Raw genomic sequence first — 25,920 nt, forward strand, 5'->3', positions numbered from 1 at the left:
CGACTAAACACTCACGAGGCTTGTTCACCGGACCGGCAGGTGCACCGTCACCGCCAGGCCGCCGCCGACGATCGGCTCCGCCGCCACCGTTCCGCCGTGCGCCGCGACCGCCGCCCGGACGATCGAGAGCCCCAGTCCCGCGCCGTGGCGGGCGGTGCGGGCGGTGCCCGCGCGGCGGAACGGCTCGAACAGCTCCGCCACCGTCGCCGGGTCCACCAGGCCGCCCGAAGACCGGACGCGCACCGTCGACCACCGCGGGCCCGGCTGGGTCGTGACCTCCAGCCAGCCGCCCTCGACGTTGTGGCGGACCGCGTTCTCCAGGAGGTTGCCCGCGATCCGCTCCAGCAGCGCCGGGTCGCCGAACGCCGGCGCCGGCACCACCGCGAACGTCGCGCGGATCCCGCGCTTCTCGGCTTCGAGCCGGACCGCGCGCCAGGCCCGGTCGACCACGAACGCCAGGTCGACCGGTTCGCGCACGCCGAGCCCGGCGCCGTCGGTGCGGGCCAGCAGCAGCAGCGAGTTCACCAGCTGCCCGGCCCGCTCGGTCGCGTCGCGGACCACCCCGCCCATCCGGCGCAGCTCGGCTTCGTCAGCGTCGTCGTCGGCCAGGGTGACGTCGAGTTCCGTGCGGATCACCGACAACGGCGTCCGCAGCTCGTGGCTCGCGTTCGCGACGAAGTGCCGCTGGGCGTCGAACGCGGCCTGGAGCCGGTCGAGCATGGCGTCGAACGTCTCCGCCAGCACGGCCAGCTCGTCACGCGGGCGCACCTCGCCGATCCGCTCCCCCAGCGACTCGACCGACAGCCGCCGCGCGGTGCCGGTGATCTCGCGCAGCGGGAGCAGCACGCGGGAGGTGAACGTCCAGGCGAGGATCGCCGCGGCCGCCACCACCAGCAGGAACGCGATCGAGCCGAACAGCAGCATCCGGTTGCGGGCGTGCACGCGCAGCTGCTCGGCGAGCGTCGAGGCGTCGACCCGGACGCCGTCGACGACCACCGTGCTGCCCGGCGGCATCTGCGGCACGGCGTCGAGCGAGTCCCGGACCAGCGTCCAGGCCAGCCAGAGCAGCAGCAGGCTGACGGCGGCGACCAGCACGGTCGCCAGCAGGGTGATCCGGGCGCGGAGGCTGCGGGTGCCCGGCAGGTTCACGCGCGTGGCGCGCCGGGCTCCGGCACCCGGTACCCGGAGCCGACGACGGTCTCGATGATCCCCGGCTCGCCGAGCTTCTTGCGCAACGTCATGACGGTGACCCGGACGGTCGTGGTGAACGGGTCGGCGTTCTCGTCCCACACCCGTTCGAGCAGTTCCTCGCTGCTGACCACCGAACCGGCGGCCGACAGCAGCACCTCGAGGACACCGAACTCCTTGCGCGTCAGCTCGACCGGCCCGCTCGCGCGCCGCACGGTCCGCTTGGCCGGGTCCAGCTCGACGTCCCCGGCGGTGAGCAGCGGCGGCGCGGCCGGCGTGGCGCGGCGGCCGAGCGCCCGGACGCGGGCGACCAGCTCGGGGAAGGCGAACGGCTTCGCGAGGTAGTCGTCGGCCCCGAGGGACAGCCCTTCGACGCGGTCCGACACCGAGCTGCTCGCGGTGAGCATCAGCACCCGGGTCAGCTCCCCGGACGCGACGATCTCGCGGCACAGCTCGTCCCCGGACATCCCGGGCAGGTCCCGGTCCAGCAACACGACGTCGTACCGCGTGACGGCGGCCTTCTCGTGGCCGTCGTCCCCGGTGAGCGCCACGTCCACGGCCATGCCTTCGCGGCGCAGGCCACGGGCGATCGCGTCGGCCAGGGGTTCTTCGTCTTCCACTACCAAAACTCGCACGAGACCACAATCCCATAACTTCCTGAGAGTGCCCTTTAAGGACTCGACGGCACCCACCGCAAGGCGAACCACAACCGCATCCGGACGTCCGGATCCGCCAGGTCCACGTCCAGGGCCTTCTCCACCTGGGCGATCCGGTGCCGGACGCTGTTGCGGTGCACGCCCAGCTCCGCCGCGGTCGGCTCCCAGCCGCCGTGGTGCGCCAGCCAGGTGCGCAGCGTCCGGACCAGCTCACGGTCCCCCGCTTCGTCGAGCGCGACCAGCGGTTCGAGGGCCTTCTCCGCGAAGCCCCGGGAAGCGTCCGGGGCCAGCAGTGCGTCGAAGTCCGAAGCACTGGCCACGACCGGGCGGCCCAGCGCCCGGGCCCGGGCCAGCAGCAGCTCGAGTTCCGGCTCCGAAAGCCGGTCGGCGGGCGCCGGCGAACCCACCGCCGTCAGCCAGCCGGCCGACCGCAGCTCCTCGAGCACCGCAGGCGACGGCGACGACCCCGCGATCGCCACGAACGAAGGTCCGGGCCGCACCGACACCAACGGTGTGTCGAGCCGCGCCCGCAACCAGTCCGGGCGCTGGGCCACCTCCCCCGGGCCACGGCGGTACGCCGTCCCCGCGACGAGCCGGACGACTTCCGCCCCGACCAGTGTCCGGGCCACGCCGCGGGGTGACGTCCGGCCCAGGAGCAGGCCGGTCGCCGCCGTGCCCAGCTCGGCCGCGTCCGAGCCGGCGCGCCCGACCAGGCCGAGCAGCGCCGCGCCGACGGCGAGGATCGCCCGGTCGGCGCCGTCGAAGCGCCGGGTCCGGCCGACGACCAGCAGGTGCGACGCCGTCGCCTGCGGGTAGACCGGCTGGACCACCACGAAGCTGTCCCCCACCTCGGTGGTCGCGCTGCGGATGCCGCTGCCCGCGCGCACGGTCGCCATCAGCTCCCGCACCTGCGGTGGCAGCGGCGCGGGCGCGTCGTGCGCCGAGGCGAGAGCGTCCCCTTCGCCGACCAGCGCGACCCACGACCCCAGCCGCGCCGCGAGCGACGACGTCAGCTCGCCCAGCCCGCCGCCCGCGGCGCGCGTCAGCGTCTCCCGCGCCGCGGTGATCCGCCGCTGCTCCCGCTGCGCGGCCTCGGTCAGCGCGACCGACACCGCCCGGTTGACGGCCAGGAACGGCGTCCGCGCCGGCACCACCAGCAACGGCAGCCCGTGCCGCGCGCAGGCCCGGCGCAGCGGTTCCGGCAGCGTCTCGTGCACCGACGGCGTCAGCCCGAACCCGAGCGCCGTCACGCCGGCGTCGCGCAGCCCGCGCACGTACCGGTCGATCCGCTCCGGCAGGTTCACCCCCGCGGTGAGGATCAGCTCGCCGCCCACCAGGTACGGCACCGGGTCCTGCAGCTCGCTCACGTGGGCCCAGCGCACGGGCAGGTCCAGCGCGCCCGGCCGCAGCGTCTCGCGGACGACCTCCAGCGCGAGCTCCCGGTTGCCGACCACGTCCCGTAACGGGACATTCACCTCGGAGGACAGTGGATCCAGGGTATGGGTCATTCCGTCTCCACGAAGTCGACTTGTGGACGAATCATCCCATGCCGGAGGGGGCGCGGCCGAATCTACGGTGACCCGAACACCACCAAGGCAAGGAGGACGCCGTGACCGGGGACTACGTGGTCATCGCCCTGTACATCGCGGGCATGCTCGGGGTCGGCTGGTACGGCCTCCGGCTCGCGAAGACGAAGTCCGACTACCTGGTCGCCGGGCGGCGGCTCGGCTGGTTCATGTACTCCGGCACGATGTCGGCCGTCGTCCTCGGCGGCGCGTCCACCGTCGGCGGCGTGAAGCTCGGCTACACCTACGGCATCTCCGGCATGTGGCTGGTCGTCAGCATCGGCGTCGGCATCCTCGTGCTGCACACGCTGTTCGCGCGCCGGCTGGTGAAGCTCAAGGTCTACACCGTCGGCGAGATGCTCGACCTGCGCTACGGCGGCCGCACGAGCGCGGTGTCCGGCGTGGTGATGTGGGGCTACACGCTGATGCTCACGGTCACCTCGACGCTGGCGTTCGCGACCATCTTCAAGGTGCTCTTCGACCTGCCGAACTGGGCGGGCATCGCGATCGGCGGCTCGATCGTCGTCCTGTACTCGGTGCTCGGCGGCATGTGGTCGATCACGCTCACCGACATCGCCCAGTTCGTCATCAAGACCATCGGCATCCTGGCGATCCTGCTGCCGGTCGCGATTTCTTCCGCGGGCGGCTTCTCCGGCATGAGCGAGAAGCTCGACGCGAGCTTCTTCAGCTTCACCTCGATCGGCACCGACACGATCATCACCTACTTCGTCATCTACACCTTCGGCCTGCTCATCGGCCAGGACATCTGGCAGCGCGTGTTCACCGCCCGCACGCCGGGGATCGCGACCTCCGGCGGCATCACCTCCGGCGTCTACTGCCTGGTCTACGGCCTGGCCGGCGCCCTGATCGGCACCGCGGCACACACGCTCTACCCGGACCTCGCCAGCGCGCAGGACGCCTTCGCGACGATCGTCGAGCGCCTGCTCCCGACCGGCGTCCGCGGCCTGGTGCTGGCGGCCGCGCTGTCGGCGATGATGTCGACCGCGAGCGGCGCGCTGATCGCGTGCTCCACCACCACGACGTCGGACCTGCTGACCAAGATCGGCCTCAAGAAGGGCGGCGAGGTCAGCCGCAACCGGATCGCCACGCTCGTGCTGGGCCTGCTGGCCATCGGCATCGCGATGGTCGTCGACGACGTCGTCAACGCCCTGACCATCGCCTACGACATCCTGGTCGGCGGCCTGCTGGTGGCAATCGTCGGCGCGCTGTTCTGGAAGCGCGGCACCCGCCAGGGCGCGTACGCGTCGATGGTGGCCGGCACGGTGTCGGTGGTCGCGTTCATGATCATCGACGGCGTCGACGCCAACACCCCGATCTACTGGGGCCTCGGCGCGAGCCTGGTGGTGTACCTGGCCGTCAGCTTCGCGACGCCCCGCACGGCCGACTCGATCCTCTCCGTCTGGACCCGCCGCCTCGCCGGCGACGACACGCACACCCCGACCCGCGAACAGGAGCCCAGCAGTGCCTAACACCGGACCCCTCGACTCGTCGCGCATCCCCCGGTTCGCCGGCTTCGCGACCTTCGCCCGGCTGCCGCGGATCGACCAGGTCGACCACGCCGACATCGCCGTGGTCGGGGTGCCCTTCGACTCCGGCGTGTCCTACCGGCCCGGTGCGCGGTTCGGCCCGGCGGCGGTGCGCGAGGCGAGCCGGCTGCTGCGGCCGTACCACCCGGAGCTGGACGTCTCGCCGTTCGCCGAGAAGCAGGTCGTCGACGCCGGGGACATCGCGGTCAACCCGTTCAACATCGGCGAAGCGATCGAGACGCTGCAGCAGGAAGCCGAAGCGCTGCAGGCGAACGGGACGCGGCTGGTGACCGTCGGCGGCGACCACACCATCGCGCTGCCGCTGCTGCGGGCCGCGGCGAAGCAGCACGGACCCGTTGCCCTGCTGCACTTCGACGCGCACCTCGACACCTGGGACACCTACTTCGGCGAGCCGTACACCCACGGCACCCCGTTCCGGCGGGCGTCGGAGGAAGGCATCCTCGACACCAGCGCGCTGTCGCACGTCGGCACGCGCGGGCCGCTGTACGGCAAGCGCGACCTCGAAGAGGACCGCCGGCTCGGCTTCGGCATCGTGACTTCCGGCGACGTCCTGCGCCGCGGCATCGACGAGACCGTCGACGCGCTGCGGCAGCGCATCGGCGACCGGCCGCTCTACGTGTCGGTCGACATCGACGTGCTCGACCCGGCCCACGCGCCCGGCACCGGCACCCCCGAGGCGGGCGGGATGACCAGCCGCGAGCTACTGGAAATCCTGCGCGGGCTGCGCGACCTGAACCTCGTCGGCGCGGACGTCGTCGAGCTCGCCCCGGCTTACGACCACGCCGAGATCACCGCCATCGCGGCCTCCCACGTCGCCTACGACCTGGTGAGCCTGCTGTCGCTGGGGAAGGGCGCATGACGCGCATCGGCGGCGACGTCGTCGTCGAAACCCTCCGCGCGCTGGGCGCCGACACGGTGTTCGGCCTGCCGGGCCAGCACGCGCTGGGCCTGTTCGAAGCGCTGCGGCGCGCGGACGACCTGCGCGTGATCAGCGGGCGCGTGGAGAACAACCTCGCCTTCGCCGCCGACGGGTTCGCCCGCGCACGGCTCGCGGCCCAGCCCGACGGCCCGGTGCCGGTGACGCCCATGATCGTCTCGACCGGCCCGGGCGCGCTGCTGACGCTGGCTTCCCTGCAGGAGTCGCGGGCGGCTTCGGTGCCGGTGCTCGGGATCTCCAGCCAGGTCCCGGTCGCCGGCCTCGGCGGCGGGCGGCACGGCTACCTGCACGAGCTGCCCGACCAGCAGGCGAGCTTCCGCGATGTCGTGAAGTCGGTGCACGTCGTGCGCCGCGCGAGCCAGATCCCGACGGCCTTGCGGGAGGCGTGGACGTCGGCGGCGACCGCGCCCTACGGCCCGGTGTGGGTCGAGATCCCCCAGGACGTGCTGCTCGGGCCGGCCGGCGTCCCGCCGATCACGTCGGTGTCGGCCGCTCCCCCGTTGCTGGAACCCCTGCCGGAGCTGGTCACCGCGGCCGCCGATCTCTTGGCGGCGGCGAAGAACCCGGTGATCCTGGCGGGCGGCGGCGCGCTGCGGTCCGGCGCGCACGCCGAGCTGACGGCGCTGGCCGAGGCCCTGCGCGCCCCGGTGATTTCGACGTTCGGCGGCAAGGGCGTCTTCGGCTGGGACCACGAGCTGTCCGGGCGGTCGTGGCTGGAGGACTGGCACACCACGGAGTTCCTCGCGGGGGCCGACGTGCTGCTCGTGCTCGGGTCCGGACTGGGCGAGCTGTCCAGCAACTACCGTGAGTTCGCCCCGCGCGGCCGGGTGATCCAGGTCGAGGCCGACCTGGGCAAGCTGGAGTCGAACTACCCCGGCCTGGGTATCCACGCCGACGTCAAGCTCACCCTGCAGGCGCTGCTGGAGTGGGTGCCGATGCGGGCGTCCGACGGCCGGGCGGAAGCCGCGGTCTCTTCGCTGCTTTCCCGCGTCGAGTCGCGATTGGACGGTCAGGACCTGGCCGTCGAGCGCAAGCTGATCGACGACATCCGCGCGGCGCTCCCCGAAGGCACGCAGACGTTCTGGGACATGACGATCGCCGCGTACTGGGCCTGGTCGGCGTGGAACCCCGAGGGCGCGCCGATCCACACCGCCCAGGGCGCGGGCGGGCTGGGCTACGGCCTCCCGGGCGCGCTCGGCGGCGCGGCGGCCGGCCGTCCGACGCTGGCCGTGTCCGGCGACGGCGGCGCGATGTACGGCGTCGCCGAGCTGGCCACCGCGGTGCAGCACGGCCTCGACGTCACGTGGCTGATCGTCGACGACGGCGGGTACGGCGTCCTGCGGGAGTACCTGACCGACGCTTTCGGGCACACCACGGCCACCGAGCTGGCCCGGCCCGACTTCGTGGCGCTGGCTTCGTCCTTCGGCGTGCCCGCGACGCTGTCCACTCCGGACACCGTGGGCGCCGACCTCGCCGCAGCACTGCGGACGCCCGGGCCGTCCGTCGTCGTCCTCCCCGCCCTGCTGAAGCTGTTCGCGCCGACCCACCTGGAGCAGGCATGACCCGTACCCTCGACCTGACCGACCCGGCGACCGGCGAGGTGTTCGGCACCAGCCCGGTCGCCTCGCAGTCCGATGTGGACACGGCGCTGGCGGGAGCCGCGCAAGCGTTTGCGGTGTGGCGTCGGAGCACTCCGGCGCAGCGTCAGCTCGCGCTGCTGAAGATCGCCGACGCCCTGGAGGCCCGGGCCGCGGAGTTCGCCGACCTGGAGGTGCGCGAGACCGGCAAGATCCGGTCGGTCGTCCTCGAGGAGGAGATCCCGGAGTGCGTGAGCGCGCTGCGGTTCTTCGCCGGCGCCGCGCGGCACCTGGAGGGCACCGCGGCCGGGGAGTACGCGCCCGGCCACACGTCGGTGATCCGCCGCGAGCCGGTCGGGGTCTGCGCGCAGATCGCGCCGTGGAACTACCCGCTGATGATGGCGGTCTGGAAGATCGCGCCGGCGCTGGCCGCGGGCAACACCGTGGTGCTCAAGCCGGCCGAGACGACGCCGTCGACCGCCGTGCTGCTGGCCCAGGTCGCGGCGGAGTTCCTGCCGTCGGGCGCGTTCACCGTGCTGACCGGCGACCGCGACACGGGCCGGGCTCTGGTTCGCCACCCGAGCACGGACCTGGTGTCGATCACCGGGTCGACGCGGGCGGGCATCGACGTCGCCACCGTCGCGGCCGCCGACCTCAAGCGCACGCACCTGGAGCTCGGCGGCAACGCGCCGCTGCTGATCTTCCCCGACGCTGACCTGGCCGCGACGGCCGAGGGCATCGTGGGCGCCGCGTTCTACAACGCGGGCCAGGACTGCACCGCGGGCAGCCGGGTGCTGGTGCACGAGTCGATCCACGACGACTTCGTCGCTTCGCTGGCGAAGGCCGCCGCGGCGCAGACGCCGGGCGTCGACTACGGGCCGCTGAACAGCGCGGCGCAGTTCTCGCGCGTCGAAGGCCTCATCTCGCGGCTCCCGGCGCACGCGCGGATCGAAACCGGCGGCACGCGGTTCGGCTCCCAGGGGTTCTACTTCTCCCCCACCGTGGTTTCCGGGCTGCGGCAGGACGACGAGATCGTCCAGGAGGAGATCTTCGGCCCGGTGATCACGGTCCAGTCCTTTTCGGACGAAGCCGCCGGGGTCGCGCTGGCCAACGGCGTCCCGTACGGGCTGGCGTCATCGGTGTGGACTCGCGATCTGGCGATCGCCGCGCGGGTGTCGGCCGAACTGGACTTCGGCTGCGTGTGGGTGAACACGCACGGCCCGCTGGTCGCGGAGATGCCGCACGGCGGGTTCGGCCACTCCGGCCACGGCAAGGACCTCTCGGCGTACGCCTTCGCCGAGTACACCCGCGTCAAGCACGTGATGACGAGGTTCGCATGAGCGCGCGCGTGACGGAGGTCGAGCACAACGGCATCGCGCCCATCCCGCCGGAGGAGCAGACGTCGCGCCCGCGTGACCTGTTCCGGATGGCGTTCGGCGGGGCGAACACGTTCGCCACGATCATCCTCGGCACGCTGCCGATCGCGTACGGCCTGAGCTTCCGCGACGCGGCCCTGGCGACGGCGCTCGGCGTCGTCGCGGGCGCGCTGGTGCTGGCGCCGATGGCGTTGTTCGGGCCGCGCACGCGCACGAACAACGCGGTGTCGTCCGGCGCGCACTTCGGCGTGGTCGGGCGGTGCGTCGGCTCGTTCCTGTCGCTGCTGACGGCGATCGCGTTCTTCGCGATCTCGGTCTGGGTCAGCGGCGACGCGGTGGCCGGCGCGGCCCAGCGGCTGTTCGGTTTCGACGGCGGCGCGGTGCTGCGCGGGATCGCGTACGGCGTGATCGCGCTCGCGACGCTCGTCGTGTGCATCTACGGCTACCGGTTCATGCTGCTGGTCAACCGGATCGCGGTGGTCCTCGGCACGGCGATCATGCTGCTGGGCATCCTGGCGTACGGCGGCTCGTTCGACCCGGGCTACGCGGGCACGGGGACGTACGCGCTGGGCACGTTCTGGCCGACGTTCACCCTCGCGGCCCTGACGGCGCTGGCCAACCCGATCTCGTTCGGCGCGTTCCTGGGCGACTGGGCGCGGTACATCCCTGCTGCGTTCAGCAAGCGTTCCCTGCTGGCGGCGCCGTTCCTGGCCCAGGTGGCGACGTTGCTCCCGTTCGGCTTCGGCATCGCGACGGCGACACTGGTCGCCGACCCGGCCGACTACATCACGGGCCTGACGGCGGTTTCCCCGCTGTGGTACGCGATCCCGCTGATCGTGGTCGCGCTGATCGGCGGCCTGTCGACGGGCACGACGTCGTTGTACGGCACGGGCCTGGACTTCAGCTCGATCTTCCCGCGGCTGTCGCGGGTCCAGGCGACGCTGCTGATCGGGACGCTGAGCGTGGCGTTCATCTTCGTCGGCAACTTCGTGCTGGACATGGTGTCGAGCATCAACGCGTTCGCGACGCTGATCGTGCTGTGCACGTCCCCGTGGATGGTGATCATGATGATCGGCTTCCTCCAGCGCCGCGGTTTCTACGACGTGGCGGACCTGCAGGTGTTCAACGAGGGCCGCCGAGGCGGCCGCTACTGGTTCGCGCGCGGGGTGAACTGGCGCGCGATGGCGGCGTGGATCCCGGCGACGACTCTGGGGTTGTTGTTCGCGAACACGCCGATGATCGCGGGGCCGTTTCGCGATGTGGCGGGAGGCGTGGACATCAGCCTGCTGGTGACGCTGCTGACCGCGGCGGTGGCGTACCCGGTGCTGGTGAAGCTGTTCCCGGAGCCGCCGGAGGTCTTCGCGCCGGCTCCCGCCGTGGTCCCTGCCGCTCTCGCCGCGAAAGCCTGACCCCCGCCCGTGGGGCGCCCCCCGTTTTCCACTTTACCGGTGGGCACCGACAGTTCCGGAACGCGAAAGCACGCCTGAGGCCGCCGCGTGTCACGGCTCCGGCAAGCCGCGGTGGTCCGGCACCGGTCCGGCCGCTCGCGATGCCCTGAAGGGGACTTTCCTGTCATGTGATGACAGGAAAGTCCCCTTCAGCACACCAGATGCCGGCAACGTCCCCTTCAGTACAGCGGGACCCGCGATTTGCCGGAGCCTGCCGTCGCACGCCCGGACCCGTGTAGTGAATGACTCATTCCTGTCGTCGGACGACAGGAATGAGTCATTCACTACATCGCGGACTGGCTCAGCTGCGGTTGGCGTCCTTGGGGGCCGGCTCCTCGGCCGAGCCCAGCCGGCCCGAAGCCCACTCCGTCACCCGGCGGGCCACGTCCTGGGCCGTCAGGCCGATGCGGGCCAGGACCTCGTCGCGGCTCCCCAGGTCGTGGAACGTCTGCGGGACCGCCAGGTCGCGCAGCGGGACGTCGCACTCGGCGTCGCGGAACATCGCCGCGCACGCCGAGCCGAAGCCGCCGTGGCGGCCGCTGTCCTCGACCGTCACCACCAGCTTGTGCTGCGACGCCAGCGCGACCAGTTCGGCCGGCACCGGCAGGACCCAGCGCGGGTCCACGACCGTCACGCCGATGCCCTGGTCGGCCAGCCGGTCCGCGGCCGCGAGCCCGAGCGTCGCGAACGCGCCGACCGTCACCAGCAGGACGTCCGCGCCCTCCTTCGGGCGGCGCAGCACGTCGACCGTGCCGATCCGCTCGACGGCGGCGACGTCGGTGCCGACCTTGCCCTTCGAGAACCGCAGCGCCGTCGGGCCGTCGGCCACGTCGACTGCTTCGTTCAGCTCCTCGCGCAGCGTCGCCGGGTCGCGCGGGGCCGCGACGCGCATGCCCGGGACCATGCCGAGCAGCGAGAGGTCCCACATGCCGTGGTGGCTCGGCCCGTCCGGCCCGGTGATGCCGGCGCGGTCGAGCACCAGCGTCACCGGCAGGCGGTGCAGCGCGACGTCCATCAGGACCTGGTCGAACGCGCGGTTGAGGAACGTCGAGTAGATCGCGACCACCGGGTGCCGCCCGCCCATCGCGAGCCCGGCCGCCGAGGTGACCGCGTGCTGCTCGGCAATCCCGACGTCGTACCAGCGGTCCGGGAAGGACTCGGCGAACTTGTCCAGCCCGGTCGAGCGCAGCATCGCCGCGGTGATCGCGACGACGTCCTCGCGCTCGGCGCCGATCTTCGCCAGCTCCTCGCCGAAGACGCCGGTCCAGCTCGGGCCCTTCACCGGCGGCAGGCCGGTCTCCGGGTCGATCGGGTCGGTCTGGTGCATCTGGTCGTGCTCGTTGTTGACCGCGGGCGCGTAGCCGTGGCCCTTCTCGGTCACCACGTGCACGATCACCGCGCCGCCGAACGCCTTCGCGCTGTGGAACGCCTTTTCCAGCGCCACCTGGTCGTGGCCGTCGACCGGGCCGAGGTACTTCAGGCCGAGGTCGGAGAACATCGCCTGCGGGCTCAGCGCATCCTTCAGCCCGGCCTTCGCGGCGTGCAGCGCGGCGTAGATCGGCTTACCGACGACCGGGGTGTGCTTGAGGATCTCGCGGCCGCCGTCGAGGAGCCGCTCGTAGCCGGGCTGCAGGCGCAGCGCGGCGAGGTGGTCGGCCAGGCCGCCGATGGTCGGCGAGTACGACCGGCCGTTGTCGTTGATCACGATGACGACCGGGCGGTCCCGGTGGGCGGCGATGTTGTTGAGCGCCTCCCAGCACATCCCGCCGGTGAGCGCGCCGTCGCCGACGACGGCGATCGCGTGCCGCCCGCCACCGTCCAGCGCGAACGCCTTCGCCAGGCCGTCCACATAGGACAGACCGGACGACGCGTGGCTGCTCTCCACCCAGTCGTGGTCACTCTCCGCGCGCGACGGGTAACCGGTGACGCCGCCGGTCTGGCGCAGCAGGTCGAACCCGGCGACGCGGCCGGTGACGATCTTGTGCACGTACGCCTGGTGACCGACGTCCCACACGATCGCGTCGCGCGGCGAGTCGAACACCCGGTGCAGCGCCAGCGTGAGCTCGACGACGCCGAGGTTCGGCCCCAGGTGCCCGCCCGCGCGGCGGACCTTGTCGACGAGGAAGTCCCGGATCTCGGCAGCCAGTTCGCCGAGGTCCTCGACACTCATGCGCTTCAGGTCCGCCGGTCCGCTGAGGGACTCCAGCATCGTCACTCGTCTCCACCTCGCTCGTCTTCGGACACCCCACGTTCCGGTCAGTCTACGGAGACCCGCCAGGGTGGTTCCGCCCGCCGCGTCCGGCATCACAGGCGGAGAGCGATCACGCGTCAGCACGCGGGGTGAACCTCGTCTCCCCGTCGTGCTGTGGCGGTCACGCGGCGTGGCCACGAGAATGGTGTCCATGGCGGACTTCTTCATCGGCGGCGACTGGGTGGACGCGGTGGACGGCGGGCGCCGCGAGATCCGCTGCCCGGCCGACGGTTCCCTGGTCGCGGCGGTCGCCGAGGGAACAGCCAAGGACACCGAGGCGGCCATCGCGGCGGCGCGGCGGGCGTTCGACACCGGCCCGTGGCCCGGCACGCCCGCGCACCTGCGCGGTGACCTGCTGCTGCGCACCGCGGACCTGCTCGACCGCGACGCGGAGGCGTTCGCGCGCGCCGAGTCGCTCGACACCGGCAAGCGCCTGGTCGAAAGCCGCTACGACATGGCCGACATCGCGGCCTGCCTGCGGTATTTCGGCAAGCTGGCGGCGCAGGACGCCGGGCGCGTCGTCGACACCGGCAACCCGGACGCGATCAGCCGGATCGTGCACGAGCCGGTCGGCGTCTGCGGGCTGATCACGCCGTGGAACTACCCGCTGTTGCAGACGGTGTGGAAGATCGCGCCGGCGCTGGCCGCGGGCAACACGTTCGTGCTCAAGCCCAGCGAGCTGACGCCGCACACGGCGATCCTGTTCCTGAAGCTGCTCACCGAGGCGGGCCTGCCGCCGGGCACGGGCAACCTGGTGCTCGGCGCGGGGGCCGAGGTGGGCGCGCCGCTGGCGGCGCACCCGGACGTCGACCTGGTGTCGTTCACCGGCGGGCTCGCGACCGGCAAGGTGATCGCCGCCTCGGCCGCGGCCACGGTCAAGAAAGTGGCCCTCGAGCTGGGCGGTAAGAATCCGAACGTGGTCTTCGCCGACGCCGATTTCGAGACGGCGGTCGACTACGCGCTGACCGCGGTGTTCCTGCACTCCGGCCAGGTCTGCTCGGCGGGCACTCGGCTGATCGTGCAGCGGGAGTGGCACGACGAGTTCGTCGACGAGCTGGTGCGCCGCGCCGAGCGGATCCGCCTGGGCGGCCCGTTCGACGACCGCGCGGAGACCGGCCCGCTGATTTCGGCGGCGCACCGGTCCAAGGTGGAGGCGTACGTGGCGGCGGCACTGGCCGAGGGAGCGGTGCTGCGCACGGGCGGCGCCCGTCCCGCCGACCCCGCGCTGGCGGACGGCTGCTACTATCTGCCGACGATCCTGGACGACGTCCGGCAGGGCTCGTCGGCGGTGACCGAGGAGTCGTTCGGGCCGGTGCTGACGGTGGAGACGTTCACCGACGAGGACGACGCGGTCCGCATCGCCAACGACACGCACTACGGCCTCGCGGGCGCGGTGTTCACCCAGGACGCTTCGCGCGCGCAGCGGGTGGCCGGGCGGCTGCGCCACGGGACGGTGTGGATCAACGACTTCCACCCGTACCTGCCGCAGGCCGAGTGGGGCGGCTTCAAGCAGTCCGGGTTCGGCCGCGAGCTGGGTCCGACGGGGCTGGCGGAGTACACCGAGGTCAAGCACGTCTACCAGAACCTGCGCCCGGGCCCGCAGCACTGGTTCGCGGGCTGAGTCCCCCGTTCGGGATCATTCGAACGGCCGAGCGTTTTATGCTGCGTGGTGTGACGCGTTGGCGCGGGCCGCGGGCCGTGCTGGTGGCGGTCGCCGGCCTCGGGGTGATCGCGGGCTTGACCCTGCGCACGGCGACGTTCCCGGCCGCGCTGCCCCCGGGCACCCCGGACCCGGAACTGGCCGTCGGCCTGCGCCTCGTCTGCGCGGCGGCGGTCCTGGTGGCGGGGACGCTGGCGTACCTGACGTTCGCCCGGCGGCAGGACGAGCCGCTGGCGATGGCGTGCCTGCCGGGCCTGGTGGTGACGGGGGTGGTGTTGCGCCACCTGGTGGTGACGCTCCCGGGAGTGACCCGCTTCCAGCCTGCGGCACGGGTGGTGCCTGGTGCCGGGGCGTGGGTGCTGCTGGCATCGGGGCTGGCGATGACGGCAACCGGCCTGGCGGCGGCATTCGCGGTGCGCCGGGCAGGGTGAGGCGGGACTCCGGCTGCCCTGACCGCACGCTGGCCGGCTCGCGATCGGGCTGCTCGCGGTCCGCGGGGCCGCTTGGAAGCAGCCAACCGCACTGACCCATGCCGAGCGGCCTCGCCCGAGCGGGCACGCGAGGCAGCCAGCCACGCCCGACCCGCACCGATGCGACAACCGGCCGCGCCCGGCCGCTCACTCAGACCTCGGTTGGCACCGAACCGGCCGCCCAGCTCAAGCCGAGCGGCCTCGCCCGAGCAGGCGCGCGAGGCGATCAGCCGCCCGGTGCCGGCGCCGACCGGCCCGAGCAGGCCGACCCGGCAGACGCCGGACACCACCGGGCTCACGCCGGGCAGCCGCCCTGAGCCCGCGGCAGCCGGCCACCCTGAGCCGGCGCCGGTACGACAAGCGACCGGCCAGCACAGCAGGCGCGCAGGACAGCCAGCCACGCCCGACCCGCGCTGATACGGCAGGCCTCCAGGCCGCCACCCAGCTCAAGCCGAGTGGCCTTGCCCCCACGCGGGACAGCCAGCCACGCTCGGCCAGCGCGGTAACCAGCCCACCCCAGCCCGCAGGCCGGGCCTCAGGCTCGTACCGACCTCCTCCCCAGGAACGCCGCCAGCCGGTCCGCCGCCGTTGCCTCCGCGGGGGCCTCCACCTCCGGGCCGAACGGTCCGCCCGGCTGGCGCGGCGTCGCCCCGAAGCGGGAGCGCCACTGCTCCAGCGCTCCCGCCGCCAAGTCCGGCAACAGATCCGTAGGCCCGCCACCAGCGTCCGCGATGTCCCACCCGTGCACCACGTACTCGTTCACCCGCATGTGCACCAGGAACACCCCCGGCACCTCACCCAGCGGAGTCGTCACCGTCCGCGTGAATAATCCCGGCGACATCAGCACCGACCGGGCACGCAAGACCGAAGCCGCGAACGCCTCGACCGGGGACTCACCCAGGTAGTCGCCCTCCGGGGCGGGTGGGCCCGCCCCGGCCCAGAACGCCACCTTCGCGTTCCCGTGCGCCAGGTGGTTCACGACCGCGCGCACGTCCCAGTCCGCGCACGCCGTCGGTGCGTGCCAGGCCTCGACCGCCGACACCAGGCCGGTCACGGTCGAAGCTGCCAGGTCGAAGTCCTCGAGTGGGGTCATGGCAGCAGTGTGACCGCCACCACCGACAAAAAACTCAGGACAGCAGCGCCACGCACTCCACGTGGTGCGTCATCGGGAACGCGTCGAACGCCCTCAGATCGGTCAGCGAATACCCGTGCGACGCGAAAGTCGCCAGGTCGCGGGCCAGTGCCGCCGGGTCGCAGGCCACGTACACGATGCGGTCCGGCGAGCCCGCGACGATCGACTCCACGACCGCCTTGCCCGCGCCCTTGCGGGGCGGGTCCAGGACCACGACGTCGACCGGCTTGGGCGCCGACGCCAGCACGTGCTCCACGCGCCCCGCCTGCCAGGACACCTGGGGCAGGTCCGCCAGGTTCCGCTCACCGTCCGAAACCGCGCGGCGGCCCGATTCGACCGCCAGCACGCGGCCCGACGGCCCGACCTGCGAAGCCAGCACCGACGCGAACAGCCCGACGCCGGCGTACAGGTCCCACGCCGACCCGCCGGCCGGGGCTTCCGCCCACTCCGCGACGACCGCCGCGAGCGTGGGGGCCGCCGCCGGGTGGACCTGCCAGAAGCCGTGGGCGTCGAGGCGCCAGTCGCGGCCCGCCGCGTGCTGGACCGCCACGCCGCCCGCCAGCTGGCGGGCGCGGACCTTGCCGCGGACCGTCGACAGCTCGCGGACGTGCCGCCCGCCGTCGCCGTCGCTGGTCACCTCCAGCTCGGCGCCCGGGCGCCAGCGGCGCGCCAGGACGTCGTCCAGCGCGCCCGGCACCGCGATCGGGCACTTCTCCAGCGGCACCACGCGGTGGCTGTGGTGGGCGCGCAGGCCCGCGCGCCCGTCCTGGCCGGCGACCAGCCGGACGCGGCTGCGCCAGTCCAGCGGCCCGCCCTCCAGCGCTTCCACGACGATCTCGCGCTCGATCCCCGCCAGCCGCTGCAGCTGCTCCGCGACCACGGCGGCCTTCAGCTCGCGCTGGTACGACGGCGTCGCGTGCTGCCAGTCGCACCCGCCGCAGCCGCCGGGCACTGCGAGCGGGCAGGGCGGCTCGACGCGTGCCTCGGCCGCCGACAGCACCTCCACCGCGTCGCCGCGGCAGAACGAACCGCCGTTGTCCTCGGTGACCTCGACGCGGACCCGCTCGCCCGGCAGCGCGTGCCGGACGAACACGACCCGGCCGTCGGCGCGCGCGACGCAGTGGCCGCCGTGCGCGACCGGTCCGACCTCGACCTCGAGCACGCGGCCCAGCCAGCTGGTCATTCGGCAGGCTCCTTCGGCTTCGGCGCGGCGGCCCGCTTCCCGTTGGGCGAAAAACCGCGCCGGACGTCGCCGGCCGCGGGCCGTTCGGTCCGGACGCGCGCGGCCGCCTTCGCCGAGGACTCCAGCTGCCACGGCACGCTCGCCACGATCACGCCGGACTGGAACAGCAGGCGGCCCTTGAGCCGCAGCGCGCTCTGGTTGTGCAGCACCTGTTCCCACCAGTGCCCGACCACGTACTCCGGGATGAACACGGTGACGACGTTGCGCGGGTTGTCGCCGCGCACGCGCTTCACGTAGTCGAGCACCGGCTTCGTGATTTCGCGGTAGGGCGACTCGACGACCTTCAGCGGCACCTTGAAGTTGTGCGCGTCCCACTCGGCGGTCAACCGGCGGGTGTCCGCGTCGTCCACGTTGACCGTCACGGCTTCGAGGACGTCCGGGCGCATCGCCTTGGCGTAGGCCAGCGCGCGCAGCGTCGGACGGTGCAATTTGGACACCAGCACGATGGCGTGGTTGCGCGACGGCAGCACCGTCGGGGTGTCGCCGAGGTCCTTCAGCTCGTCGGCGACGCGGTCGTAGTGCCGCCGGATCGCCGTCATCAGCACGAAGATCGCCACCATCGCCGCGATCGCGATCCACGCGCCGAGCAGGAACTTGGTGATGAGCACGATCACCAGCACCACGCCGGTCATCGTCAGGCCGACCGCGTTGACCGTCTGCGAGCGCCGCATCCGCCGCCGCACCGCCGGGTCGGTTTCCCTGGCCAGCAACCGGTTCCAGTGCCGGATCATGCCGGCCTGGCTCACCGTGAACGACACGAACACGCCCACGATGTAGAGCTGGATGAGCCGGGTGACCTCGGCGTCGAACGCGATGATCAGCACCAGCGCGAAGGCCGCCAGGAACAGGATGCCGTTGGAGAACGCCAGCCGGTCGCCGCGCGTGTGCAGCTGCCGCGGCAGGTAGCGGTCCTGCGCGAGGATCGAGCCCAGCACCGGGAAGCCGTTGAACGCGGTGTTCGCGGCCAGCAGCAGGATGATGCCGGTGGAGAAGGAGATGTAGTAGAACGCCGGCGGGAAGTCGGCGAACACCGCGTGCGCGATCTGCGCGACGATCGTCTTCTGCTCGTAGCCGGCGGGCGCGCCGGCGAGCTGCTCCGCCGGGTCTTCGGCGAACTTGACGTCGGTGATCGTGGCGAGCGTGATGATGCCGACCAGCATGGTGACCGCGAGCAGGCCCATCATCAGCAGCGTGGTCGCCGCGTTCTTCGACTTCGGCTTCTGGAACGCCGGGACGCCGTTGCTGATCGCCTCGACCCCGGTCAGCGCCGCCGCGCCGGAAGAAAACGCGCGCAGCACCAGGAACGCGTACGCGACGCCGGCGAAAGTTCCTTCGGCGTTCAGCGTGAACCCGGCGCTTTCGGCCTTCATCTCGGTGCCGGTGGCCGCCTGCACCAGGCCCCACACGACCATGACCAGAATGCCCGCGATGAACCCGTACGTCGGGATCGCGAAGGCCTTCCCCGACTCCCGGATGCCGCGCAGGTTCAGCGACGTCAGCACGACCACGATGACGATCGACGCGAGCACCTTGTGCTGCGCCACCCACGGGACGGCGGAGCCGATGTTGGCCACACCGGACGAAGTGGACACCGCGACGGTCAGCACGTAGTCCACGAGCAGCGCGCTGGCCACGGTGAGGCCGAACTTCCCGCCCAGGTTCGTGTTGGCGACCTCGTAGTCGCCGCCGCCGCTCGGGTAGGCGTGCACGTTCTGCCGGTAGGACGCGACGACGACCAGCATGACCAGCGCGACCATGATGCCGATCCACGGCGCCAGCGCGTACGCGGAGAGACCCGCGACGCTCAGCGTCAGGAAGATCTCTTCCGGCGCGTACGCCACGCTCGAGAGCGCGTCGGACGCGAAGATAGGCAGCGCGATGCGCTTCGGGAGGAGCGTGTGAGCGAGCCTGTCACTGCGGAACGGACGTCCGAGGACCAGGCGTTTCAGCACGGTCGGGAACTTCGACACCACGGAAGCGTAGCCGCCGGGGTGCACGGTAGGTTCGGCGCTGGCATGTCGGGGTAGGTACGGACGGGTCAACCCGCCGAAGAGGAGGCAGGGCGTGCACGTGGTGATCATGGGATGCGGCCGGGTCGGCGCGTCCCTGGCCGCTGCGCTGGAGCGGCTCGGCCACGAGGTGGCCGTCATCGACAAGAACCAGCAGGCGTTCCGCCGGCTCGGCAGCGACTTCCACGGCCAGCAGGTCGTCGGGGTCGGCTTCGACCGCAAGGTGCTCATCGAGGCGGGCATCGAGCGGGCCGGCGCGTTCGCCGCGGTCTCCAGCGGCGACAACTCGAACATCATTTCGGCGCGGGTCGCCCGCGAGAACTTCGGCATCGAGCACGTGGTGGCGCGGATCTACGACCACAAGCGCGCGGCGGTGTACGAGCGGCTGGGCATCCCGACGGTCGCGACCGTGCCGTGGACCACCGACCGGTTCCTGCGGACGCTGCTGCCGGACGGCGTGGCGTCGGCGTGGCGGGACCCGTCGGGCAACGTCGCGCTGCTGCAGCTGCCGCTGCACGAGGGCTGGGTCGGGCACTCCGTCCGGTCCCTGCAGGAGGCGACCGGCGCGCGCGTGGCGTTCATCATGCGCTTCGGCACCGCCGTGCTGCCGGACACCAAGACCGTGGTGCAGGACGGCGACGACGTCTGGGTCGCCGCGCGCTCGGGCACCGTCAGCGACGTGACCAGCGTGGCGCACCGCGAACCGGAGGACGAGGCATGAGGGTCGCGATTGCCGGCGCGGGCGCGGTCGGCCGCTCCATCGCCAACGAGCTGATCGACGGCAGGCACCAGGTGATGCTGATCGAGCGCGAAGCCGACCAGTTCGAGCCGCACAGCGTCGAGCAGGCGGACTGGGTGCTCGGCGACGCCTGCGAGGTGTCGATCCTCGAAGAGTCCGGGATCGAGCAGTGCGACGTCGTGATCGCCGCGACCGGCGACGACAAGGCGAACCTCGTGGTGTCGCTGCTGGCGAAGACCGAGTTCGCGGTGCGGCGCGTGGTGGCGCGGGTCAACAACCCGGCCAACGAGTGGCTGTTCACCGACGCCTGGGGCGTCGACGTCGCGGTCTCGACCCCGCGCATGCTCGCGGCGATGGTCGAGGAAGCGGTCAGCGTCGGCGACCTCGTGCGGCTGATGACGTTCCGGCAGAGCAACGCGAACCTCGTCGAGCTGACCCTGCCGGCGGAGACGCCGCTGGCCGGCAAGCCGGTGAGCGACCTGTCCATCCCGCGGGACGCCGCGCTGGTGACCATCCTGCGCGGCGACCGCGTGATCGTGCCGCAGCCGGAGGACCCGCTGGAGCCGGGCGACGAGCTGCTGTTCGTGGCGACCGCGGACGTGGAGCCGGAGATCCGGACGGCGCTGGGCTACTGACGACGCGAAGAAGGCCCCCGGCGAGCGTGCCGGGGGCCTTCTTCGTGAGATCAGGCTTCGGGAGCCGCGTACTTCTCGCGCAGCCGGGCTTCGACCTCGGCGTCGGTCTCGGGCTTCGGCTCGGTCTCGGCCAGCGCCTTCAGCCGCTTATCCGACCGCCGCACCGCCCACACGACCACCAGCAGGCCCAGCGCGTACAGCGGGTAGCCCATGGCGATCTTCGCGAAGGCCAGCCAGCCGGTGTAGTCCTCCTGGTACAGCCAGCGCTGGACCACGAACCGGGCGGCGAAGATCAGGGCCATCGCCAGCGTCGCGATGTCGTAGCCGTAGCGGGACGGCTTGTCCTTGCGCCAGGCGTGGCCGGTGCCGTTGAGCATGTTCCAGACGACGCCCGCGATCGGCCAGCGCACCACCACCGACAGCACGAAGACGCCGCAGTAGATCAGGCTCGCGTAGATCCCGAACAGGAAGAAGCCCTTCGCGGACCCCGTCCGGTAGGCGATGAACGCCGCGATCGCGACGCCGAAGAACCCCGAGATCGCCGGCTGCAGCGGTTCCTTGCGGACCAGCCGCAGCACCGTGATGGCCACCGCGCTGCCGATCGAGGTCCAGATGGCCGCGGTCAGGCCGAAGATCGCGTTCGCCAGCACGAAGACGATCACCGGCAGCGACGAGTAGATCAGGCCGGACACGCCGCCCATCTGCTCGAGCAGGGTCGGCTGCGGTTTCTCTTCCGCGTCGGTCTTCTTCTCGCTCGGGGCGGGTTCAGTCACGATGGGTGATCAACTCACTGGGCTCTGGAGCTCGTAATAGGGGTTGTACAGCACCTTCTGGCCGTCACGCTCGGCCATCCGACCACGCACCTTGATCGTCCGGCCAGGCTCGATGCCCGGGATCCGGCGGCGGCCGAGCCAGATTAGCGTCACGCCCTGTGTCCCGTCGAACAGCTCGGCCTCCAGGGTGGCGGCCTCGTTGGTCGGGCAGAGCTCCACGCTGCGGAGTCTCCCCATCACGGTGACCTCTTCGCCGGAACGGCAGTCACAGGCCCGCTGCGCCCCTTCGGCGCCCGACCTCATCGACATTTCGTCTGCGTCGAGATCCTCGACGTCGCTGGTCAGCTTGCGTACCAGCCGGCTGAAGTAGCCGCCGTCTTTGGCGGACATAGGTGCTCCTGTGCTCCGGGGCCCGGCGACAACCTGCTTGCGGCCCGTGCGAATCCAGCGTACTGCGGTCCCCGCCAGGGAAACGCCTTTGCGCAAAGATCGCAACGTGACGTCCGCGATCAGAGTTCCCGCCGCGGTGCTGCTGCCCGGCACCGGGTCGGACGAGGTGTTCGTCCGAGCCGTCTTCGAAGGGCCCCTGCGTGCCCTCGGTGTCCCGCTCATCGCGCCCCCGCCACCCCCGGGCGCGGCGCTGGCCGACGGCTACCTCGCGGTCCTGGACGCGCTGGCGGACGAACACGGCGAACTGCTCGTAGGCGGCATTTCGTTCGGCGCGCACCTGGCCGCCGAGTGGGCGGTGCGCAACTCAGGCCGTTGCGGGGGCCTGCTGGCCGCGCTCCCGGCCTGGAACGGCGTCCCCGGCCCAGCACCCGCGTCGCTGGCCGCGACGCTGTCGGCGGATCTGGTGGCCGGTTCGGGGGTCGGCGCCGCGCTGGCGCAGACCGACGGCAGCCCGGACTGGCTGCGGGCCGAACTGGACCGGGCGTGGCGCCGCCACGGCGACGGGCTGGCGGCCGGCCTGCGCGTGGCAGCCGGCCGTCCCTCGCCGACGCTGGACGAGCTCTCCCGGCTCGCCGTCCCGGCCGGCATCGGCACGTGCACCGACGACCCGATCCACCCGACGAAAGTCGCATCGGAGTGGGTGAGCGCACTCCCCCGGGCCGCGCTCGGCGAGACGACGCTCACGGCCCTGGGTGCCGACCGCGAATCCCTCGGCCGGGCGACCGTCCTCGCCTTCCTCCGGGCCCTCCGAAAGCCGTGAAGGCCCCCTTACCGGCCGTAAGAGCCGGTAAGGGGGCCTTCACGGCTTTTGCCTCAGCCCTCCTGCTGCTGGGCCGCGATGTGCTCGGCGACCGCCTCGGGCAGCGTGATGGTCAGCGGGGTGCGGACCGGCATCGGGGCGTCGCCGCGGTCGACGATCGTGCGCCGGACGATCTCGCGCAGCACCTCGACGGCGCCGGCGGCCTCCGACTGCGGCCCGGCGATCACGCCGCGCAGCATCCAGCGGGGCCGGTCGACGCCGACGAACCGGAGGGCGACGTCGCCGACGATGGCCGAGATCTCCAGGCCCCACACGCCGCGGCCGACGTTGACCTTGGCGCCGTCGGCCCGCAGCTGCTCGGCGAGCTCCGTGCTCACTTCGCGCCACAGCCCGCCGGAGCGCGGCGCGGCGTACGCGCTGACCGTGATCTGGCCCTGCTCGGTGACGACGTGCACGGCGCGCACGCCGCCCGTCTCCGGGTCCATTTCGACCTGGACCTGGGATCCGTCGGGCACCGGCACCTTCACCGAGCCGAGGTCGATCCGCGGGACGCCGTCGTCGTCGAAGTCCGCCACGTCGAACGGGCCGTCGGAAACGTCCGAAAGCTCCGAATCCTCGTCGTACGGCTCGTCCTCGATCGTGTCGTCGGCCTCGGGCGCGGCGTGCCTGCCCGCGGACCCGCCCTCGGTCCGCCGCTTGCGTCCGAAAATCCCCACTACTTCTCCGTCCCTTCCCCCGCGCCGGCGCTCGCGGCGAGCGCCGGTGCTCCCAGTGTGGCGTGTCCGCCGGTCGATCCGTAGCCGCCGGCACCCCGTTCGGTGGTGTCGAGTTCGGCGACTTCGACGAACTCGGCGTGCTCGACCCGCTGCACGACCAGCTGGGCGATGCGGTCGCCGCGCGTCAGCTTCACCGGGTGCACCGGGTCGTGGTTGATCAGGCAGACCTTGATCTCCCCGCGGTAGCCCGCGTCGATCGTGCCGGGGGTGTTCACCACCGAGAGGCCGACGCGGGCGGCCAGGCCCGACCGGGGGTGGACGAACCCCGCGTACCCGGGCGGCAGCGCGATCGCGACACCGGTGCCGACCACCCCGCGTTCGCCGGGTGCCAGGACGATATCCGAGGTGGTGACGAGATCGGCGCCCGCGTCGCCCGGCCGGGCGTAGGCGGGCAGCGGGACATCCGGGTCGAGCCGGGAGAGGAGTACCTGAACGCTGGACACGGGCGGCGAGATTACTCTCTACCCGTGGGTGAATCAGCGAAGACGGCCGCTAGCGCCGCGGTCCGGCACTCCGAGCGGCTGTACGTCCCGTGGTGGGGCTGGCCGCTGCCGGTGCTCGGCGCGGTCCTGCTCGCCGCCGAGATCGACCTGGGCTACCCGGGGATCCGGGCGTGGCTGCCGTACGTGATCGCGCTGCCGGTCGTGGTGGCGCTGCTGGTGTCGCTGGGCCGGTCGAAGGTCCGGATCACCGGCGGTGACGAGCCGGAGCTGTGGGTCGGCGACGCCCACCTGCCGCTGCGCTACGCCGGCGAGGTGGAGATCTTCGACAAGGAAGCCAAGCGCAAGGCGCTCGGGCGGGACGGCGACCCCGCGGCGTACGTGCTGCACCGCGGCTGGGTCGGCCCGGTCGTGCGGGTCCGCCTCACCGACGCGAGCGACCCGACGCCGTACTGGCTGTTCAGCACCCGGCACCCCGAGCGCGTCGCCGAGCTGCTCAAGGGCGCCTGACCGCCGGCTCCGCAGCCTCAAGACATGGGAAGGGGGGCCGGCCTGCCGGCCGGCCCCCTTGTCCCCAGCGCGCTTCGAGCCTCCCCCTCGGCTGCTCTTCGAACACTGCCCTCGAGGCTCTCCGTCGCGTCTGTTCGTCCCCTGTGTGTCCGAGAACCCCGCTTGTCAGGCGCAGTCGCGGCAGATCAGGCGTCCGCCGTTGTCCTCGGCCAGCCGGCTGCGGTGGTGCACCAGGAAGCACACGGAGCAGGTGAACTCGTCCGCCTGCTTCGGCACCACCTTCACGGTCATGTCCTCACCGGAAAGCCCGGAAAGGTCGGCACCCGGCAGCTCGAAGTTCTCGGCGGTCGCGTCCTCGTCGACGTCGACGACGCCGGACTGGTTCTCGTTGCGCCGGGCCTTGAGCTCCTCCAACGAGTCTTCGGCCAGCTCGTCGGCTTCGCTGCGGCGCGGAGCGTCGTAGTCGGTAGCCATCTTGTCCCTCACCCCTGCGATCAGCTTGTGTAGTCGTTTTCCCGGACCCCCGGGTCACCCGTGAGTCCGCCGTGCCGCTGGTCAACGTTCCAGGGCCCTCGTTTGTGCCCGACGGCCGAAGTGACCGAGGTCTCTTCTTTTCGCGCCTCTTCCTGCGGCCGGAGCCCGGGAAGGGTAGCTCACGCCCGCGACGGTTCTGCAACGAGTCAGACATTGCCGGGGATTCGTCACCCGACAGGGGGAACCCGCAGGTAAGACGCGTTGTCGTCCGTTCGGGTTGCCCGCGGGTGGAGAACTCCACACCCGGCCCGTGTCCGCTTGCCCCCGCCGTCCTCCGCGTGGTGCGATCGCCGCACGGGGATCGGGCGTTCCGGCGGGGTGACCCGGGCCGACGCGCGTCGGCCGCAGCGCCTAGGCTGATCGGCCACGACGGTGCCGGGTTCGCACGGTCGGTTTCGGTGTTGGGGAAGGGACGGGCAGGTGGCGTCGGGGAACGGCATCGGGGACCGTGGGGCGCGGCCGTATCGCAAGCACAAGCCGCTGCCGGCGCTGATCGTCATCGGCGTGCTCGCCCTCGGCGCGATCATCGTCTGGATCAACGCGGCGGTCGGCAAGGGCGACGTCGACGAAGCCGTGAAGTGCGACCCGCCCGCGAGCCCGCCGCCGGGTGTCACGTTCAGCACCGTCCCCCACGGCTCCCTCGACGACCGCGCGCCGATCCCGCCGGACAAGGTCGCGGTCAAGGTCCTCAACGCCTCGAGCACGCGCGGCCAGGGCGGCATCGCCACGACGGCGCTCAAGGAGCTCGGCTTCACCGGCACCGGCGAGCCGGCCAACGACCCCGCCTACGACGGCCGGGTGGCCAAGTGCCGCGGCCAGATCCGCTTCGGCGAGAACGGTGTCACGGCGGCGCGGACGCTGAGCCTGGTGGTGCCGTGCGCCGAGCTGGTGCAGGACAACCGCAAGGACGCGAGCGTCGACCTGGTGACGGGCAGCCTCTTCGGCGACATCCGCCCGCGCGCCGAGGCCCGCCAGATCCTCACCCAGCTCGCCGACTGGTCCCGCACCCACCAGGGCGGCGGCGGCAACGAGCAGTCCGCGGGCGCGAAGGCCCCGGTGATCGACCAGACCCTGCTGGCGTCGGCCCGCGACGTCGCCTGCTGACCGCTCTCAGCTCTTCGGTGCCGGGCGGCGAGCGGGGGTTCGTCGGCTCGATGGCCTCCGGACGGCCGCGGCGACGTCTTGAATGAGTCATTCAGGTCTTCGGAGGTCTTGAATGAGTC

At 72.2% G+C, this 25,920-nt stretch carries 24 protein-coding genes; 12 read left to right on the forward strand and 12 right to left on the reverse strand.

The annotated features are described in order from the left end of the window. Window positions 1–24: 24 nt before the first annotated feature. The 3 genes from SD460_RS36835 to SD460_RS36845 are packed head-to-tail and all read right to left on the reverse strand — an operon-like array spanning window position 25 to window position 3,319. Entirely contained in the window at window positions 25–1,149 is a 1,125-nt protein-coding gene (locus tag SD460_RS36835; protein ID WP_318307390.1) for a sensor histidine kinase, read from the reverse strand. After that, the gene (locus SD460_RS36840) at window positions 1,146–1,823 is read right to left on the reverse strand and encodes a response regulator transcription factor (protein ID WP_163046732.1); all 678 of its coding nucleotides are present in this window, start codon (window positions 1,821–1,823) and stop codon (window positions 1,146–1,148) included. The genes SD460_RS36835 and SD460_RS36840 overlap by 4 nt, the downstream gene beginning before the upstream one ends. 35 nt (window positions 1,824–1,858) lie before the next feature. After that, complete coding sequence (locus SD460_RS36845) at window positions 1,859–3,319, reverse strand: PucR family transcriptional regulator (RefSeq protein ID WP_318307391.1); 1,461 nt, start codon at window positions 3,317–3,319, stop codon at window positions 1,859–1,861. 134 nt (window positions 3,320–3,453) lie between these two features. Here SD460_RS36845 and SD460_RS36850 point away from each other — a divergent pair, with 134 nt between their 5' ends. Genes SD460_RS36850 through SD460_RS36870 form a run of 5 tightly spaced genes read left to right on the forward strand, consistent with a single transcriptional unit; the run spans window position 3,454 to window position 10,276 of the window. After that, window positions 3,454–4,899, forward strand: coding sequence for a sodium:solute symporter family protein (locus tag SD460_RS36850; RefSeq protein WP_318307392.1), 1,446 nt, complete (start codon window positions 3,454–3,456; stop codon window positions 4,897–4,899). Beyond that, on the forward strand, window positions 4,892–5,836 hold the full coding sequence (gene speB / locus SD460_RS36855; RefSeq protein ID WP_290057478.1) for an agmatinase: 945 nt from the start codon (window positions 4,892–4,894) through the stop codon (window positions 5,834–5,836). The genes SD460_RS36850 and speB overlap by 8 nt, the downstream gene beginning before the upstream one ends. Beyond that, complete coding sequence (locus tag SD460_RS36860; protein WP_318307393.1) at window positions 5,833–7,476, forward strand: thiamine pyrophosphate-binding protein; 1,644 nt, start codon at window positions 5,833–5,835, stop codon at window positions 7,474–7,476. Before speB ends, SD460_RS36860 begins: the two co-directional genes overlap by 4 nt. Then, the gene (locus SD460_RS36865; RefSeq protein ID WP_290057476.1) at window positions 7,473–8,831 is read left to right on the forward strand and encodes an aminobutyraldehyde dehydrogenase; all 1,359 of its coding nucleotides are present in this window, start codon (window positions 7,473–7,475) and stop codon (window positions 8,829–8,831) included. The genes SD460_RS36860 and SD460_RS36865 overlap by 4 nt, the downstream gene beginning before the upstream one ends. Beyond that, a complete protein-coding gene (locus SD460_RS36870; RefSeq protein WP_290057475.1) occupies window positions 8,828–10,276 on the forward strand; it encodes a purine-cytosine permease family protein in 1,449 nt (482 codons plus the stop codon). Before SD460_RS36865 ends, SD460_RS36870 begins: the two co-directional genes overlap by 4 nt. 340 nt (window positions 10,277–10,616) lie before the next feature. Here SD460_RS36870 and dxs read toward each other — a convergent pair whose 3' ends face one another. Then, on the reverse strand, window positions 10,617–12,530 hold the full coding sequence (gene dxs, locus SD460_RS36875) for a 1-deoxy-D-xylulose-5-phosphate synthase (RefSeq protein ID WP_318307394.1): 1,914 nt from the start codon (window positions 12,528–12,530) through the stop codon (window positions 10,617–10,619). Window positions 12,531–12,717: 187 nt separating this feature from the next. On the opposite strand from dxs, the gene SD460_RS36880 reads away from it, so the two are divergent. Both SD460_RS36880 and SD460_RS36885 read left to right on the forward strand, forming a co-directional pair. Beyond that, on the forward strand, window positions 12,718–14,187 hold the full coding sequence (locus SD460_RS36880) for an aldehyde dehydrogenase family protein (protein ID WP_290049674.1): 1,470 nt from the start codon (window positions 12,718–12,720) through the stop codon (window positions 14,185–14,187). Between the two features lie 50 nt (window positions 14,188–14,237). Next, window positions 14,238–14,657: a hypothetical protein gene (locus tag SD460_RS36885; RefSeq protein WP_290049675.1), complete on the forward strand. Its 420-nt coding sequence runs from the start codon at window positions 14,238–14,240 to the stop codon at window positions 14,655–14,657. 574 nt (window positions 14,658–15,231) lie between these two features. On the opposite strand, the gene SD460_RS36890 is transcribed toward SD460_RS36885, so the two are convergent. The 3 genes from SD460_RS36890 to SD460_RS36900 are packed head-to-tail and all read right to left on the reverse strand — an operon-like array spanning window position 15,232 to window position 19,041. Continuing rightward, complete coding sequence (locus tag SD460_RS36890) at window positions 15,232–15,789, reverse strand: TIGR03086 family metal-binding protein (protein ID WP_290049677.1); 558 nt, start codon at window positions 15,787–15,789, stop codon at window positions 15,232–15,234. A 34-nt stretch (window positions 15,790–15,823) separates the two neighbouring features. Continuing rightward, on the reverse strand, window positions 15,824–17,011 hold the full coding sequence (locus SD460_RS36895; protein ID WP_318307395.1) for a class I SAM-dependent RNA methyltransferase: 1,188 nt from the start codon (window positions 17,009–17,011) through the stop codon (window positions 15,824–15,826). Continuing rightward, window positions 17,008–19,041 carry an APC family permease gene (locus tag SD460_RS36900; RefSeq protein ID WP_290057593.1) on the reverse strand — a complete coding sequence of 678 codons (2,034 nt, stop codon included), beginning with the start codon at window positions 19,039–19,041 and terminating at the stop codon, window positions 17,008–17,010. Before SD460_RS36900 ends, SD460_RS36895 begins: the two co-directional genes overlap by 4 nt. 94 nt (window positions 19,042–19,135) lie before the next feature. Between SD460_RS36900 and SD460_RS36905 the strand changes: the two genes are divergently transcribed. Together SD460_RS36905 and SD460_RS36910 are read left to right on the forward strand one after the other, a co-directional pair. After that, window positions 19,136–19,801 (forward strand): potassium channel family protein, encoded by a 666-nt coding sequence (locus tag SD460_RS36905; protein WP_438860640.1) that lies wholly within the window; start codon window positions 19,136–19,138, stop codon window positions 19,799–19,801. After that, on the forward strand, window positions 19,798–20,454 hold the full coding sequence (locus SD460_RS36910; protein ID WP_290057592.1) for a potassium channel family protein: 657 nt from the start codon (window positions 19,798–19,800) through the stop codon (window positions 20,452–20,454). Before SD460_RS36905 ends, SD460_RS36910 begins: the two co-directional genes overlap by 4 nt. Before the next feature lie 50 nt (window positions 20,455–20,504). On the opposite strand, the gene SD460_RS36915 is transcribed toward SD460_RS36910, so the two are convergent. Next, entirely contained in the window at window positions 20,505–21,227 is a 723-nt protein-coding gene (locus tag SD460_RS36915; protein ID WP_290057591.1) for a DUF3159 domain-containing protein, read from the reverse strand. A gap of 9 nt (window positions 21,228–21,236) precedes the next feature. Further along, window positions 21,237–21,617, reverse strand: coding sequence for an OB-fold nucleic acid binding domain-containing protein (locus SD460_RS36920; protein ID WP_003074944.1), 381 nt, complete (start codon window positions 21,615–21,617; stop codon window positions 21,237–21,239). Between the two features lie 136 nt (window positions 21,618–21,753). Between SD460_RS36920 and SD460_RS36925 the strand changes: the two genes are divergently transcribed. Then, entirely contained in the window at window positions 21,754–22,437 is a 684-nt protein-coding gene (locus SD460_RS36925) for an alpha/beta hydrolase (RefSeq protein WP_290057595.1), read from the forward strand. A 53-nt stretch (window positions 22,438–22,490) separates the two neighbouring features. On the opposite strand, the gene SD460_RS36930 is transcribed toward SD460_RS36925, so the two are convergent. Both SD460_RS36930 and dut read right to left on the reverse strand, forming a co-directional pair. Next, window positions 22,491–23,153 (reverse strand): DUF3710 domain-containing protein, encoded by a 663-nt coding sequence (locus SD460_RS36930; RefSeq protein ID WP_290057590.1) that lies wholly within the window; start codon window positions 23,151–23,153, stop codon window positions 22,491–22,493. Further along, window positions 23,153–23,656, reverse strand: coding sequence for a dUTP diphosphatase (dut, locus tag SD460_RS36935; RefSeq protein WP_290057589.1), 504 nt, complete (start codon window positions 23,654–23,656; stop codon window positions 23,153–23,155). Before dut ends, SD460_RS36930 begins: the two co-directional genes overlap by 1 nt. Before the next feature lie 24 nt (window positions 23,657–23,680). On the opposite strand from dut, the gene SD460_RS36940 reads away from it, so the two are divergent. Then, on the forward strand, window positions 23,681–24,163 hold the full coding sequence (locus SD460_RS36940) for a DUF3093 domain-containing protein (protein ID WP_290057588.1): 483 nt from the start codon (window positions 23,681–23,683) through the stop codon (window positions 24,161–24,163). 165 nt (window positions 24,164–24,328) lie between these two features. Here SD460_RS36940 and SD460_RS36945 read toward each other — a convergent pair whose 3' ends face one another. Continuing rightward, window positions 24,329–24,637, reverse strand: coding sequence for a DUF4193 domain-containing protein (locus SD460_RS36945; protein WP_013224476.1), 309 nt, complete (start codon window positions 24,635–24,637; stop codon window positions 24,329–24,331). A 480-nt stretch (window positions 24,638–25,117) separates the two neighbouring features. On the opposite strand from SD460_RS36945, the gene cei reads away from it, so the two are divergent. Then, on the forward strand, window positions 25,118–25,801 hold the full coding sequence (gene cei / locus SD460_RS36950) for an envelope integrity protein Cei (RefSeq protein WP_290057587.1): 684 nt from the start codon (window positions 25,118–25,120) through the stop codon (window positions 25,799–25,801). Window positions 25,802–25,920: the final 119 nt, after the last annotated feature.

This window comes from Amycolatopsis solani, from assembly GCF_033441515.1.
Taxonomy (GTDB): Bacteria; Actinomycetota; Actinomycetes; order Mycobacteriales; family Pseudonocardiaceae; genus Amycolatopsis; species Amycolatopsis solani.